The 14325-nt window shown below is 68.6% G+C and carries 13 protein-coding genes; 7 read left to right on the forward strand and 6 right to left on the reverse strand.

All coding sequences use genetic code 11. The features are described 5' to 3' along the window. Both RHA1_RS30585 and RHA1_RS30590 read right to left on the reverse strand, forming a co-directional pair. A complete protein-coding gene (locus tag RHA1_RS30585) occupies positions 1 to 1590 on the reverse strand; it encodes a phospho-sugar mutase (protein WP_011598213.1) in 1590 nt (529 codons plus the stop codon). After that, entirely contained in the window at positions 1587 to 2369 is a 783-nt protein-coding gene (locus tag RHA1_RS30590; RefSeq protein WP_029539462.1) for a purine-nucleoside phosphorylase, read from the reverse strand. Before RHA1_RS30590 ends, RHA1_RS30585 begins: the two co-directional genes overlap by 4 nt. A 20-nt stretch (positions 2370 to 2389) precedes the next feature. Here RHA1_RS30590 and RHA1_RS30595 point away from each other — a divergent pair, with 20 nt between their 5' ends. From RHA1_RS30595 to RHA1_RS30605, 3 genes are read left to right on the forward strand one after another with little or no spacing between them, the layout of a single operon-like run. Further along, on the forward strand, positions 2390 to 3088 hold the full coding sequence (locus RHA1_RS30595) for an enoyl-CoA hydratase-related protein (protein WP_011598214.1): 699 nt from the start codon (positions 2390 to 2392) through the stop codon (positions 3086 to 3088). A gap of 12 nt (positions 3089 to 3100) precedes the next feature. Then, on the forward strand, positions 3101 to 4261 hold the full coding sequence (locus RHA1_RS30600) for a M20 family metallopeptidase (RefSeq protein ID WP_011598215.1): 1161 nt from the start codon (positions 3101 to 3103) through the stop codon (positions 4259 to 4261). Next, complete coding sequence (locus RHA1_RS30605; protein WP_011598216.1) at positions 4258 to 5409, forward strand: M20 family metallopeptidase; 1152 nt, start codon at positions 4258 to 4260, stop codon at positions 5407 to 5409. Before RHA1_RS30600 ends, RHA1_RS30605 begins: the two co-directional genes overlap by 4 nt. Positions 5410 to 5428: 19 nt before the next feature. Here the strand turns inward: RHA1_RS30605 and RHA1_RS30610 are convergent, their stop codons facing one another. After that, positions 5429 to 5890 (reverse strand): gamma-glutamylcyclotransferase family protein, encoded by a 462-nt coding sequence (locus RHA1_RS30610; RefSeq protein ID WP_011598217.1) that lies wholly within the window; start codon positions 5888 to 5890, stop codon positions 5429 to 5431. Between the two features lie 116 nt (positions 5891 to 6006). Between RHA1_RS30610 and RHA1_RS30615 the strand changes: the two genes are divergently transcribed. Together RHA1_RS30615 and RHA1_RS30620 are read left to right on the forward strand one after the other, a co-directional pair. Then, a complete protein-coding gene (locus tag RHA1_RS30615; RefSeq protein WP_011598218.1) occupies positions 6007 to 7410 on the forward strand; it encodes an NAD(P)H-quinone dehydrogenase in 1404 nt (467 codons plus the stop codon). Between the two features lie 169 nt (positions 7411 to 7579). Further along, on the forward strand, positions 7580 to 8764 hold the full coding sequence (locus RHA1_RS30620; protein WP_011598219.1) for an aminotransferase-like domain-containing protein: 1185 nt from the start codon (positions 7580 to 7582) through the stop codon (positions 8762 to 8764). Here the strand turns inward: RHA1_RS30620 and glpK are convergent. Further along, positions 8749 to 10242, reverse strand: coding sequence for a glycerol kinase GlpK (gene glpK, locus RHA1_RS30625; RefSeq protein ID WP_011598220.1), 1494 nt, complete (start codon positions 10240 to 10242; stop codon positions 8749 to 8751). The genes RHA1_RS30620 and glpK overlap by 16 nt on opposite strands. A 50-nt stretch (positions 10243 to 10292) precedes the next feature. Here glpK and glpD point away from each other — a divergent pair, with 50 nt between their 5' ends. After that, positions 10293 to 12035 carry a glycerol-3-phosphate dehydrogenase gene (glpD, locus tag RHA1_RS30630; protein ID WP_011598221.1) on the forward strand — a complete coding sequence of 581 codons (1743 nt, stop codon included), beginning with the start codon at positions 10293 to 10295 and terminating at the stop codon, positions 12033 to 12035. Here the strand turns inward: glpD and RHA1_RS30635 are convergent. Together RHA1_RS30635 and RHA1_RS30640 are read right to left on the reverse strand one after the other, a co-directional pair. After that, on the reverse strand, positions 12013 to 12549 hold the full coding sequence (locus tag RHA1_RS30635) for a hypothetical protein (RefSeq protein WP_009479471.1): 537 nt from the start codon (positions 12547 to 12549) through the stop codon (positions 12013 to 12015). The genes glpD and RHA1_RS30635 overlap by 23 nt on opposite strands. 184 nt (positions 12550 to 12733) lie before the next feature. Next, positions 12734 to 13693 carry an oxygenase MpaB family protein gene (locus RHA1_RS30640; protein ID WP_011598222.1) on the reverse strand — a complete coding sequence of 320 codons (960 nt, stop codon included), beginning with the start codon at positions 13691 to 13693 and terminating at the stop codon, positions 12734 to 12736. Between the two features lie 53 nt (positions 13694 to 13746). Between RHA1_RS30640 and RHA1_RS30645 the strand changes: the two genes are divergently transcribed. After that, on the forward strand, positions 13747 to 14325 hold the full coding sequence (locus tag RHA1_RS30645) for a TetR/AcrR family transcriptional regulator (protein WP_011598223.1): 579 nt from the start codon (positions 13747 to 13749) through the stop codon (positions 14323 to 14325).

Genomic DNA, 14325 nt, shown 5'->3' on the forward strand with positions numbered 1-14325 from the left:
CTACAGGGCTTCGGCGAACTCGCGCAACAGGTTCAACCGGGTTGCGGCCGTCTCGCGGGCTGAGGGTAGCGCCGATTGATCGGGCACCGGGACTATGACCTCCAGGTAGCACTTGAGCTTGGGTTCGGTTCCCGAGGGACGCACGACCATCCGAACGGTGGACCCGGCGAGGACGACGGCGTCGGTGCGGGACGGCCCCCGCAGTTCCGCCAGGTCGGTGGCCTCGACGGGTTCGCCGGCCAGTTCGGTCGGCAGTTCCGACCGCAAGCGCTGCATCATCGCGGTGATGTCCGTGAGGTCGGTGACACGTCGCGACAGCTGGTCTCCGGCGTGCAATCCGAATTCGAGCGCGTAGTCGTCCAGCCTGTCGAGGAGTGTCGTCCCCTCTGCTCGCAGGGTCGCGGCGAGATCGGCGGCCATCACCGCGGCGGAGATACCGTCCTTGTCGCGCACCGACTCCGGGTCGACGCAGTGACCGATCGCTTCCTCGTACGCGTACACGAGACCCTCGCCCGCTCGGACGAGCCACTTGAAGCCGGTGAGGGTGCGGGCGAAGCGGGCGCCGCGGGCTTCGGCGAGCTTTCCGAGGAGGTCGGACGAGACGATCGTCGTCGCGACGAGCGAATCGGCAGGGGCGGAGGCAAGGACGTGCTCGCCGAGCAGGACCCCTGTCTCGTCGCCGCGGAGCATCCGCCAGCCGTCCGGCCCGCGCACGCCGACCGCGCACCGGTCTGCGTCGGGGTCGAGGGCCAGCGCGATGTCGGCGCCGACGTCCGCGGCGAGAGCGAGGACGGCGTCCGAGGCGCCCGGCTCCTCGGGATTGGGGAATTCGACGGTCGGAAAGTCCGGGTCCGGGTGGAACTGTGCGGCGACGGTGTGGACGTCGGTGAATCCGGCGGATTTCAGTGCGGTGACCGCGGTCTCGCCGCCGACGCCGTGCATGGCGGTGATCGCGATGCGCAGGGTCCGCGACCGTCCCGTCGGCAGGGACGCGACCCGCTCGACGTAGCGGTCGAGGAGTTCCTCGGACGTCGGTGTCACCGGGGTGCGGGGCACGAGATTCGCCGGCCCGACCCGGGCGATCGATGTTTCGATCTCCTTGTCGGACGGCGAGATCAACTGGGCGCCGCCGTCGAGGTAGACCTTGTACCCGTTGTCGGCGGCGGGGTTGTGGGAGGCGGTGATCTGCACGCCGGCCGCGGCGCGGAGGCGGCGGACCGCGAACGCGACAATCGGTGTGGGGAGCGGGCGGGGGAGGAGGACGACCGAGAATCCTGCGGCCGCCAGCACTTCCGCGGCGGCGACGGCGAACTTCTCGGATCCGTGCCGCGCGTCGCGCCCGACGACGACGGTGGAGCCGCCCGGGCACCGGTCTTTCAGCCACGCGCTCAGCCCGGCCGTCGTGCGGATCACCACGGCGTGATTCATGCCGTTCGGGCCTGCCCGTACCGGCCCGCGCAGACCCGCGGTCCCGAAACTCAGCGGAGCGGCGAAGCGGTCGGCGAGCTCGTCGGCGGAGAGATTTGCGAGTTCCGCCCGGGTTTCGGGGTCGGGATCGGCGTCGATCCAGTCCGTGATCGGATCGCTCACAAGCGTTCCACCAGTTCTCGCAGGAGACCGCCCATGCGGTCGGCGGACGCTCGGCCCGCGGCGAGGACCTCCTCGTGGTTCAGGTGCTCGCCGGTGATGCCGGCCGCGAGATTCGTCACCATCGAGATCCCGAGGACGCGGGCGCCCAGTGCCCGTGCCGCGATCGTTTCGTGGACGGTGGACATGCCGACGAGGTCCGCACCGATCGTCCGCAGCATGCGGATCTCGGCGGGGGTCTCGTAGTGCGGACCCGGCAGACCGGCGTAGACGCCTTCGGTCAGCGACCCGTCGATGTCGCGGGCGAGGGCCCGCAGTTCGGGGTCGTACGCGTCGACGAGGTCCACGAACTCCGCGCCCACGAGCGGTGACCGGGCGGTGAGGTTCAGGTGATCGCTGATCAGCACGGGCTGTCCGACGGTGAAGTCCTCGCGGATTCCCCCGGCGGCGTTCGTCAGGATGACGGTCGTCGCTCCCGCGGCGATGGCCGTGCGTACCGGGTGGACGACGGACGACAGGGGATGGCCCTCGTAGGCGTGGGTGCGGCCGAGGAGGACGAGGACCCGTGTGCCGCCCACGTCCACGGAGCGGATCGTTCCGGCGTGACCCGCGGCGGACGGCGGTGTGAACCCCGGTAGATCGGCCATCGGGACGGTGCAGAGTGATTCGCCGAACCGGTCGGCGGCGGCATTCCACCCCGATCCGAGGACGACGGCGATCGAGTGTTCGGCGCAGTTCGTGTGCGCGGCGAGCGCGGCGGCCGCGGCGTCTGGCGTTCCCATGAGGCGATAGTCTTCCATTCATGCCCTATCTCGATCGCGACGGCGACGTATTCATCCTGTACCTCGGCAACGAGGGCGAGGCGGACAACGAGAACCGCTTCCATCCGGACTGGATCGACGCCACCCACGCCGCGCTGGACGAGGTGGAAGCCCACGAGGGTCCCGCCGCACTGGTCACGACCGCGACGGGCAAGTTCTTCACGAACGGCCTGGACACCACGTGGATCTTCGCCAACACGGACAAGCTCCCGGAATATCTCGACCGCGTGCACACGATCTACAGCCGCCTCCTCGCGTTCCCGATGGCCACCGTCGCCGCCGTCCAGGGGCACAGTTTCGGTGCAGGCGCGATGCTCGCCACGTCGCACGACTTCCGGTTCATGCGCGCCGACCGCGGGTTCTACTGCCTCCCCGAGGTGTCGCTGAACATGCCCTTCACCGTGGGGATGTCGGCGCTCCTGAACACTCGTCTGCCCAAGCAGGCCGCGGTCGAGGCGATGACGACGGGCCGCCGCTTCGGCGGCTCCGACGCGCTCGCCGCGGGCATCGTCGACGAGGTCGCGGACGGCGACGGCGTCCTCGCGGCCGCCGTGACACGGGCCGCTGCACTCACCGCCACCCGCGGCGCCAACCTCGCCGGGATCAAGCGCGGAATCCATCACGACGCCCTCGCCGCGCTCGCCACGGTGACGGACAAGAGCAACTTCAGCTTCGGGTGAGAGAATGAGCACGTGAATGCGGATGTCGAGGCGGCGGTCAGGTCAATCGAGACCGATCTGATCGCGCTGTCCCATTCGATCCACAGCGAACCGGAACTGGCGTTCGAGGAGTTCCGGAGCGTCGCGAAGATCACCGAACTGCTCAAACGCAGCGGGTTCGACGTGCGGTCGGGCATCGCGGACCTGCCGACGGCGTTCGACGCCACGTTCGGCAGCGGCGACCTCGTCATCGGTATCTGCGCCGAGTACGACGCGCTCCCGGAGATCGGTCACGCGTGCGGGCACAACATCATCGCGGCGTCCGCGGTCGGTGCCGGCGTCGCGCTCGCCACGGTCGCCGACCGGCTGGGGATCACGGTGCGGGTCATCGGGACGCCCGCCGAGGAGAGCGGCGGGGGGAAGATCGCCATGCTCGAGAAGGGCGTCTTCGACGATGTCGCGGCCGCCCTGATGGTGCATCCGGGTCCGATCGACATCACGGGAGCGACGTCGCTCGCGCTGGCCGACATCGCGGTCACGTTCACCGGCCGCGAAGCGCACGCGTCGGCCGCACCGGAGTTCGGGCGCAACGCCGCCGACGCCGCGACCGTCGCCCAGGTCGGGATCGGCCTGCTGCGCCAACACCTCTCGCCGGGGCAGCAGATCCACGGGATCGTCTCCGACGGCGGCACCGCGCCCAATATCGTTCCCGCACGCTCCGAAATGCTGTACTACCTGCGCGCCGAGACGGCGTGGGCGCTGTCCGAGCTGACGACACGCGCGGAGGCGTGTTTCGCGGCAGGCGCACTCGCCACCGGGTGCACGCACGAGATCCGCACGGTTTCGCCGACGTACACGGAACTGACGCCGGACCCGTGGCTGGTCGCGACGTACCGGGAGCAGATCATCGACATGGGACGGACACCGTTGCCGCTCGAGTGGGAAGGCGTCCGTCCGCTGGGCAGCACCGACATGGGCAACGTCACCAACGTCCTGCCCGGAATTCATCCCGTCATCGGCCTCGATTCGGACGGCGCGGTGACGCATCAGCCTCGGTTCGCGGCGGCGTGCATCACCGAGTCCGCCGACCGCGCCGTGATCGACGGAGCGATTGCGCTGGCTCGCACGGCAGTTCGCGCGGCGACGGACGACACACAGCGGGTGCGGTTGTTGGAAGGAGTTGATCGCCGGTGAACGCGGCAGTCGACAAATGGATTCTCGCTCACACCGACGAACTCTCCCAGTGGCGTCGACACATCCACGCCAATCCCGAACTCGCGCGACACGAATACGCGACGACGGAATTCGTGGGGACCCGGCTGGCCGCGGCCGGTCTGTCGCCCGAACTGCTGCCCGGCGGAACGGGCCTCACGTGTGATCTCGGACCGTCGAACGGTCCCCGCATCGCGTTGCGCGCCGACATCGACGCCCTTCCGTTGCAGGAACTGACCGGCGCCACGTACTCGTCGACGGTGCCGGGCGTGTCGCACGCGTGCGGCCACGACGCCCACACCACCATCCTCCTGGGAACCGGTCTGGCGCTCAGCGAGATCCCCGACCTCCCGGTGGGTGTCCGGCTGATCTTCCAGCCCGCCGAGGAGGTCATGCCCGGCGGTGCCCTCGAGGTCGTTGCCGCCGGACGGCTCGAGGGGGTGTCGAGGATCTTCGCCCTCCACTGCGATCCGCGGCTCGCGGCCGGGCGGGTCGGGGTGCGGCTCGGTGCGATCACGTCCGCGGCCGACACGATCGAGGTCGTGCTCGACTCACCGGGCGGCCACACGTCGCGTCCCCACCTGACCACCGACCTCGTGTTCGCGCTGGGCACCGTCGTGACCGGGTTGCCGGGCATGCTCAGCAGACGGATCGACCCGCGCACCGGCACCGTGATGGTGTGGGGTGCTGTGAGCGCAGGCCGGGCGCCCAACGCCATTCCGCAGACCGGCATGATGACCGGCACCGTGCGGACCGGCGATCACGAGACGTGGGAGATGCTCGAGCCACTGGTCCGGGAGATCGTCCATGGTCTGCTCGCGCCCACCGGGGTGCGTTACCAGCTGAACTACCGCCGCGGCGTTCCGCCCGTCGTCAACGACGAGGTGTCGACGCGCATGTTCGAGGACGCCATCCGCACGGTCGGCCCGGACGCCCTCGCCGACACGCCGCAGTCCGGCGGCGGCGAGGACTTCTCCTGGTATCTCGAAGAGGTTCCCGGTGCGATGGCCCGGCTCGGCGTCTGGTCGGGCGTCGGCGATCAGCTCGACATCCACCAGCCCACGTTCGATCTGGACGAGCGGGCGCTGGGCATCGGGGTGCGGGTGCTGTCGAGCCTCGTGCTGGGCTGAGGCGCGGCGTCAGGCGGTTCTATTCGGTGCCTGGTCCGACGTTGCGGCTGTTGCGGGTGCGCAGGTCGCGCACGTAGTCGGCGGGCGCCCCGGCGATCTCTGCGGCGTCGGCCATCACCCCGAGGTAGCGGGCGGACGGCAGACCGCCCTCGTACGCGTCGAGCACGTACAACCAGGCGAGCGCGGGTTCGCCCTCGGTGTCCACGCGGACGCGGATTTTGCGGTGGATGCCGAGTTCGGAGCCCTCCCATCGGTCGAGGCTGACCTCGTCCTCTTCGGGAACGTCGTAGAGCACGACGAACACCTTGGAATCGGGGTCCTCGACCACGGTGGCGAGTGCGCCCTCCCAGCCGATGTCCCCGCCACTGAACGTCAGTCGCCAGCCGTGCAGCCAGCCCGTCCCCGCCATCGGCGAGTGTGGGCAGCGCTGCAACATCTGCTCGGGATGCATGTTGGACCCGTAGGCGGCATAGATCGACACGGCGGCAAGCCTAAACGGTGGCTAGTAATCTGTTGCATGCAGTGCACGACACGACGCGCTGCGATTGCAGAAAAAGCCGGCCGGAGACCCCGGTCGACAGTTGAATTGGAGGACAGATGACCCGAATCGTGATCATTGGTGGCGGGCCTGCCGGATACGAGGCAGCGTTGGTGGCCGCACAGCACGGCGCCTCCGTCTCCTTGATCGATTCGGACGGGGTGGGCGGCGCCTGTGTTCTGTTCGACTGCGTGCCGTCCAAGACGTTCATCGCCTCCACCGGCGTGCGCACCGACATGCGGCGCGCCTCCGACCTGGGCATTGCGCTCGATCCCGAGCAGGCCACGGTCGCCCTGCCGCAGATCCACGCCCGCGTGAAGAGCCTCGCGCAGGCGCAGTCCTCCGACATCCGCACCCGCCTGCAGACGGTGGGTGTCGAACTGCTGTCGGGCACCGCCGAGATCGCCGACCCACGACTGGGCATGGCGTCCCACCAGGTGTGTGCGACTCTCGAGAACGGCGAGAAGAAGACGCTCGACGCGGACGTCGTCCTCATCGCCACGGGTGCGAGCCCCCGGGTGATCCCCGGCGCGGAGCCGGACGGCGAGCGCATCCTGACGTGGCGTGACCTCTACGACCTCGACGAGCTGCCCACGCACCTCGTCGTCGTCGGTTCCGGTGTGACCGGTGCCGAGTTCGTGTCCGCCTACACCGAGATGGGCGTCAAGGTCACACTGGTGTCCAGCCGCGACCGCGTCCTCCCCGGTGAGGACGCCGACGCCGCCCTCGTGCTCGAGGACGTCCTCGCGGAACGCGGCGTCACCCTGGTCAAGCACGCCAGGGCCGATGCCGTGAAGCGCACCGAGGACGGCATCGTCGTCGTGCTCGCCGACGGCCGGACGGTCGAGGGCAGCCACGCCCTGATGACCGTCGGTTCGGTTCCCAACACCCAGGGTCTCGGACTGGAGAAGGTCGGCATCGAGCTCGACAAGGGCGGATACCTGCGCGTGGACCGTGTGTCGCGGACGCCGGTGTCCGGGATCTACGCGGCGGGCGACTGCACCGGACTGCTGCCGCTGGCGTCCGTCGCCGCCATGCAGGGCCGCATCGCGATGTACCACGCGCTCGGTGAGGGCGTGAGCCCCATCAAGCTGAAAACCGTGGCCTCGGCTGTGTTCACCCGCCCCGAGATCGCCACCGTGGGCGTCAGCCAGGCCGCGATCGACGACGGCGAGGTGCCTGCCCGTACCGTCATGCTCCCGCTCAACACCAACCCGCGCGCCAAGATGTCCGGTCTGCGCCGCGGCTTCGTGAAGATCTTCTGCCGCCCGGCCACCGGTGTGGTCATCGGCGGTGTGGTGGTCGCCCCCAACGGGTCGGAGCTGATCCTGCCCATCGCCATCGCCGTGCAGAACAATCTCACCGTCAACGATCTCGCCGCGACGTTCTCGGTGTACCCGTCGCTGACGGGTTCGATCACCGAGGCGGCACGCCAGCTGATGCGGCACGACGACCTGGACTGATCCCGAAGTGTGGGATTCGTATTTCACATAGTGGCTCCTCCGGTGAGATAGTCGAGGCACGGTTCGAAATCATCGACCCGTGCCTCGGCGCTCTCCCGCCCCGCAGACCCAGGACGGACAGGGTGTTCCTCACCTGATCCCTGCTTTGACGTGCCTCCTGGGAGTCGACATGCCGCAATCACTTGCCCGCCGCATGGATGGTCTGCACAGCTCCGCCATCCGTGACCTTCTCACCCTCACCGCCCGGCCCGACGTGGTCAGCCTCGCAGGCGGGCTTCCCGACCCCGAATTCATTCCACGGGAACGGATCCGGAAGGAAGCCGAACTCGCGCTCACGGATCCGGCGTCCGTCCAGTACGGCGAGACCACCGGGCTGCGCCGGCTCCGCGACGTGCTCGCCGCACGGGAGGGCGCCAGGATCGGCCGGCCGCTGGGCGCCGCCGACGTCGTCGTCACCCACGGCTCGCAGCAGGCACTGAGCCTGCTCGCGCAGGTGCTGCTCGATCCCGGCGACGTCGTGATCGTCGAGGAACCCGCCTACACCGGAGCGCTCCAGGTGTTCCGGGCCGCCGAGGCCGACGTCCGGTCCGTCGCACTCGACGCCGACGGGATGGACACCGCAGCCCTGCAGGGCATGCTCGAGGACGGGCTGCGGCCCACCGTGGTCCACACGGTGAGCAACTTCCACAACCCTCGCGGCGTCGTCCTGACGCCCGGCCGCCGGGAACATCTCGCCGCACTGGCCGACCGCTACGGATTCTGGGTGATCGAGGACGACCCGTACGGCGAACTCTTCTTCGACAGACCACCGCCCGCGCCCGTCGCGGCGCTCTCGGACCGGGTGATCCGGCTGTCCAGCGCGTCGAAGATCCTGGCACCGGCGCTGCGGGTCGGGTGGCTGCACGGCGACCGGCGGGTGTGCGAGGCCGTCGAGCTGCTCAAGCAGGGCGCGGATCTCTGCGGGTCGTCGCTGACGCACCAGATCACCGCCGGACTGCTGTCGGACGAGCCGTGGCTGGACCTGCACCTGGAGACGCTGCGGGCCCGCTACGGGTCCCGGGCCCGGGCGCTCGCGGACGGCGTCACCTCGACGTTCGGCGACCGCGTCCGCGTGTCGTCGGCGGCGGGCGGGATGTTCTGCTGGACCGAGTTCACGGACGCGGACCTCGACACGGCGGCACTGCTGCAGACCGCCGTGGACCACGGTGTCGCCTTCGTCCCCGGATCAGCTTTCGGCGTCGCCGCGGAGCACCGGAGCGCTGTGCGGCTGTGCTTCGCGACCTGCTCGGAGGACGTGCTGACGGGTGCGGTGGCGAGACTGGGCGACGCGTACACCGCTCACGCCCAGTCGTAGGTCCGTTCGACCGCCTTGTTCCACTCGGCGTAGAGCCGGGTGGACTCGGCCTCGTCCATCGCGGGTTCCCACGTCCTGTCCACGGCCCAGTTCGCGCGGATGTCGTCCTCGCTCTCCCAGAAGCCGACGGCCAGCCCCGCAGCGTATGCGGCGCCCAGCGCCGTCGTCTCGTTGACGACGGGACGGATGACGGGCACGGCGAGAATGTCGGACTGGAACTGCATGAGGGTCTCGTTGACGACCATGCCGCCGTCCACTTTGAGGGAGGCGAGTTCGACGCCCGAATCGGCGCGCATCGCCTCGATCACCTCGCGGGTCTGATACGCGGTGGCCTCCAGGGCGGCCCTGGCGAGGTGGCCCTTGTTCACGAACCGGGTGAGCCCGACGATGGCCCCGCGGGCGTCGGGCCGCCAGCGTGGGGCGAACAGTCCGGAGAACGCGGGCACGAAGTAGGCGCCGCCGTTGTCCTCGACCGACTTGGCCAGATCCTCGATGTCCTTGGCGGACTCGATGATTCCCAGGTTGTCGCGCAACCACTGCACTAGTGAGCCGGTGACGGCCACGGATCCCTCGAGCGCGTAGACGGCCGGCGCGTCACCGATCTTGTAGCAGACGGTGGTCAGGAGGCCGTGCTTGCTGTGCACGGGAGTGGTCCCCGTGTTGAGCAGCAGGAAGTTCCCCGTTCCGTACGTGTTCTTCGCTTCGCCCTCCGACAGGCAGGCCTGACCGAACGTGGCGGCCTGCTGGTCGCCGAGGATTCCGGCCACCGGCACACCGGGCAGCGTCCCGTGGGGGCGTCCGACGCCGTAGATCTCGGAAGAGCTGCGGATCTCGGGCAGCATCGACATCGGGATGCCGAAATCGGCGCAGATCTCCGGATCCCAGTCGAGGGTCTCGAGATTCATCAGCAGGGTGCGGGAGGCGTTGGTGACATCCGTCACGTGGGTGCCCTCCGTGATGTGCCACAGAATCCAGCTGTCGATCGTGCCGAAGCAGAGCTCACCCGCGTCCGCCTTCTCACGGGCGCCGTCGACGTTGTCCAGAATCCACCGGACCTTCGGCCCCGAGAAATACGTGGACAGCGGCAGCCCGGTGCGCTTCTGGTACCGGCCGGAACCCTCGTCGCCGCCGAGTTCCGTGCACAGTTCGTCGGTGCGCGTGTCCTGCCAGACGATGGCGTTGTACACGGGTTCTCCGGTGTTGCGGTCCCACACCACCGCCGTCTCCCGCTGATTGGTGATGCCGATCGCGGCGATGTCGCGTTTGGTGAGATCGGCCTTCGCGAGCGCGGACGCCACCACTTCGCGGGTGTTGATCCACAGCTGTTTCGGGTCGTGCTCCACCCAGCCTGCGCGCGGAAAGAACTGCTCGTGTTCCTTCTGGGCGACGCTGACCACGGCGCCGTCGTGATCGAAGATCATGCAGCGGCTGGAGGTGGTGCCCTGGTCTATCGCGGCGATGTACTGAATCACACGCATGAAGCTACTAGCCTGGCAGAGAATCCGTCGTCATCTCACAGGAGCCCGAGTTGAGTAGTCAGCCAGGTGTGCAGTTCCTCGGTCCCCGGCAGCGTGATGCCGCATGGGACAAGCTGCAGACCGAACAGTTCGACGTCGTCGTGATCGGCGGTGGTGTGGTCGGAGCCGGTGCGGCCCTCGACGCGGCCACCCGCGGGCTGAAGGTGGCGTTGGTGGAGGCACGCGACTACGCGTCCGGGACGTCGAGTCGCTCGTCGAAGATGTTCCACGGCGGTCTGCGCTATCTCGAGCAGCTCGAGTTCGGGCTGGTCCGGGAGGCGCTCCGGGAGCGTGAGCTCTCGCTGACGACCCTCGCACCGCACCTGGTGAAGCCGCTCAAGTTCCTGTTCCCGATCACCCACCGCGTGTGGGAGCGCCCCTACATGGCGGCGGGCATCTTCCTCTACGACCGGATGGGCGGGGCCAAATCGGTTCCGGCGCAGAAGCATCTGACGCGGGCGGGTGCGCTGCGGATGGCGCCGGGGCTCAAGCGCAACTCGCTGACCGGCGGCATCCAGTACTACGACACCGTGGTCGACGACGCCCGCCACACCATGACCGTCGCCCGCACCGCCGCTCACTACGGGGCGGTCGTGCGCACGTCCACGCAGGTGGTCGGATTCCTCCGGGAGGCGGACCGGGTCTCCGGAGTGCGCGTCCGGGACTGCGAGGACGGCCGCACGGCGGACGTGAAGGCGCACGTCGTCATCAACGCCACCGGGGTGTGGACCGACGAGATCCAGGCGTTGTCGCGGCAACGCGGCCGGTTCCGCGTCCGCGCGTCGAAGGGCGTCCACATCGTGGTGCCGCGCGATCGGATCGTGAGCGACGCCGCGATCATCCTCCGCACCGAGAAGTCGGTGCTGTTCGTGATCCCGTGGGGCAGCCACTGGATCATCGGCACCACTGACACGGACTGGAATCTCGACCTCGCGCACCCGGCGGCCACCAAGGCCGACATCGACTACATCCTCGGTCACGTCAACAAGGTGCTGGTGACGTCGCTGACTCACGACGACATCGACGGCGTCTACGCGGGTCTGCGCCCACTGCTCGCGGGGGAGAGCGACGAAACGTCGAAACTCTCGCGGGAACACGCCGTCGCGCGCGTGGCGCCGGGTCTGGTCGCCATCGCGGGCGGCAAGTACACCACCTACCGGGTGATGGCCGAGGACGCCGTGGATCTCGCCGCCGACGACATTCCCGCGCGGATGGCACCGTCCATCACGGAGAAGGTGCCGCTCGTCGGTGCGGACGGCTATTTCGCGCTCGTCAATCAGACCGTCCATCTCGGAGAGATGTACGGCCTGCACCCGTACCGCGTGAAGCATCTGCTGGACCGATACGGTTCGCTGATCGACGAGGTGCTCGACCAGGCGCGCGGGAAACCGGAACTTCTCCAGCCCCTCACGGACGCGCCCGCCTACCTGCAGGTCGAGGTCGTGTACGCGGCGGCGGCCGAGGGTGCCCTGCATCTCGACGACATCCTCGCCCGGCGCACGCGCATCGCCATCGAGTACTCGCATCGGGGTGTGAACTGCGCCGAGCAGGTGGCGCAACTGGTGGCCCCGGTCCTCGGCTGGGATGCCGACGCCGTCGACCGCGAGGTGAAGACGTATCAGGCGCGGGTGGAGGCGGAGGTGCAGTCGCAGGCACAGCCGGACGACCTGTCGGCCGACGCGTTGCGGGCTGCGGCGCCCGAGTCGCGGGTCGAACTGCTCGAACCACCGGTCAGTGTGTCAGAAATACCTTGATGACCACGATGATCGTCGCAATTACGGCGAGGCCGAACGCGGCGAGGTGCGTGCCGTTCGTGACCCTTTCGCGGCGGAGACGGCTGATCACGTAGCTGATCGACCCGATACGGGCGATCATCACGATCTCGGCGATCAATTGCGCGGTTCTCGGTTCAAGCCAGCCCAGCAGGGCTGTGCAGAGGATCACGGCAGGCACCACCGCGGACGTCAGGACGGGGACGCTGTCCCGTAGTTCCCGTACGCGTTCGGTGCCGGACAGTGATCTGCCCAGCCGGAGCGTCTGGCCGACGGACTCGGCGAACACGTGGGCGAGAAACGTGGACAGGGCGGCACCGAGGACGATGGCGATGCCCAGGGTCTCCTGGGATTTGGTCACCGGAATGAGCGCGGCGAGCACCAGAATGTTGCCGTAGATGTAGGCGCTGATGCGGCTCGCCGCATGGTCGGGCGACAGCGGCTCGTCGCTGGTCAGCGGCGGGCGGTTCAAGAGCCTCGGAAGGTCCCACTCCATCCTCCGAGCATTCCACGATTCCGTCGGTCAGCGGGTGTGGACGAGCGATTTCGGGGCGTGGGTGGCGACGACTCCCGACAGGGCCATGACGACGAGGGCTGCGACAGCGATGAATTCCATGTGATCGAGCATCGTCCCGGAACCCGTGAGCGATGTGGGCGTTGTCTGTGAGCTCCCTGGGAACTCAGGCCTTCGGGCTGTAGTGCTGGGGGTCGTCGCGCCTGCCGAGCGGGGGAAGATTGCGCCGGGGCGTGTGGACGAGCGGAGCGTGCGCGGGGGCGCGTCCGGTCTCGCGATCCCAGCCTGCGCGGGCGCGCGGGTGGTAGCGGTATCGCCAGGGGACGAGACGGAAGACCGCGTCGACGGCGCGACCGACGACGGTGTGCAGGCGCTCGTCGCGCGCGGTCCAGCGATAGTCGAGGAGGTCGCGGACCGGTTGGTCGTACATGCCGACCGTCAGCCACACGAAGCCCTTCGCCACCGGGATGCGGAGGACCGCCCAGATGGGGGCGGGTAGCCACGACAGGAACGGGGGAACGCCGAGACCGGACAGGTCGAGGACGTCGCGGGTGGCCTTGTTGTCTTCGAGGACGTTGCGGCACATGTGATCCCAGTACTCCTGGAACGCCTCCCAGGTTTCCGGGACGGGGCGCATGCTCATTCCGTACAGGCGGTACCACTGGATGTGCTCGGTGAACAGGCGGCGCTTCTGGTCTTCGGTGAGGCCACCCATGAAATGGTCGCCCGTGAGGATGGTGCCCATGAAGAACGTGGCATGCGCCCAGTAGAACGTGTCGGGGTCGAGGGCGTGATACCGGCGGCCGTGTTTGTCGATTCCCTTGATGTTGTCGTGATACCCCCGCACCTGCTCCGCGGTCTGCTGGGCGCGTTCGCCGTCGAAGACGACGCCGCCGATCGGGTACAGCGACCGGTAGAGCCGCTCCCAGCGCTCGTCGAAGAAGCGGGAGTGTTCCTCGACGCCGGCGCCGAGTCCGGGATGCATGTTCTGCATCGAACCGGCCCAGACGCCCTGCAGCATTCCGCGCCAGTCGCCGAAATACTTCCAAGTCAGGGAGTCGGGGCCGAGGGGGACGGGAGCGGAGGTCGGGACGGGCGTACCGTCCGCGTTCAAGTGACTACGCACGTTGTCAGACTAGGATCTGACAACACACGTAGTCAAGGATCGGAGCGAGAAGAGTGACGCTGGAGGACCGGCGGGAAGCACGGCGGAATTCGCTGCTCCGTGCGGGCGTCGCGCTGCTCGGAGCCCCGGACGGTCCCGCGGTGAACGTGCGCGCGGTCTGCCGTGCCGCTGCGCTGACCGAACGGTACTTCTACGAGTCGTTCCGGGACCGGGACGAGTTCGTGCGCTCGGTCTACACAGCCGTGGGCGACGAGGCGCAGGCCACCCTCGTGGAGGCGGTGGCGTCCACCGAGACCGCGCGCCAACGGGCCGAAGCCGCCGTGGATGCATTCGTGAAACTCATGGTCGACGATCCCGCCATGGGACGGGTGCTGCTGCTCGCACCGTTGTCCGAACCCGCGCTGAGCAGGCGCGGCATCGACCTGATGCCCGGCTTCGTCGCACTCGTGCACGACCAGCTGTCCGCCGTCGACGACGAGGTGGAGAAACAGCTCGTCGCGGTTGGTGTGGTGGGAGCCCTCACGACGCTGTTCATCGGATATCTCGACGGAACTGTTGCCGCGTCGCGCGAGCAATTCGTCGCTCATTGCGTCACTCTGGTGGTGGAGGCAAACAAGGCCGGCCACGAGTGA

This window comes from Rhodococcus jostii RHA1, assembly GCF_000014565.1.
Lineage (GTDB): Bacteria > Actinomycetota > Actinomycetes > Mycobacteriales > Mycobacteriaceae > Rhodococcus_F > Rhodococcus_F jostii_A.

Bases quoted from the DNA above. Each gene is read 5' to 3' on its own strand.
- RHA1_RS30590 (WP_029539462.1), bottom strand. From the start codon at position 2,369: ATGGGAACGCCAGACGCCGCGGCCGCCGCGCTCGCCGCGCACACGAAC.
- RHA1_RS30595 (WP_011598214.1), top strand. From the start codon at position 2,390: ATGCCCTATCTCGATCGCGACGGCGACGTATTCATCCTGTACCTCGGC.
- RHA1_RS30615 (WP_011598218.1), top strand. From the start codon at position 6,007: ATGACCCGAATCGTGATCATTGGTGGCGGGCCTGCCGGATACGAGGCA.
- RHA1_RS30620 (WP_011598219.1), top strand. From the start codon at position 7,580: ATGCCGCAATCACTTGCCCGCCGCATGGATGGTCTGCACAGCTCCGCC.
- glpK (WP_011598220.1), bottom strand. From the start codon at position 10,242: ATGCGTGTGATTCAGTACATCGCCGCGATAGACCAGGGCACCACCTCC.
- RHA1_RS30635 (WP_009479471.1), bottom strand. From the start codon at position 12,549: ATGGAGTGGGACCTTCCGAGGCTCTTGAACCGCCCGCCGCTGACCAGC.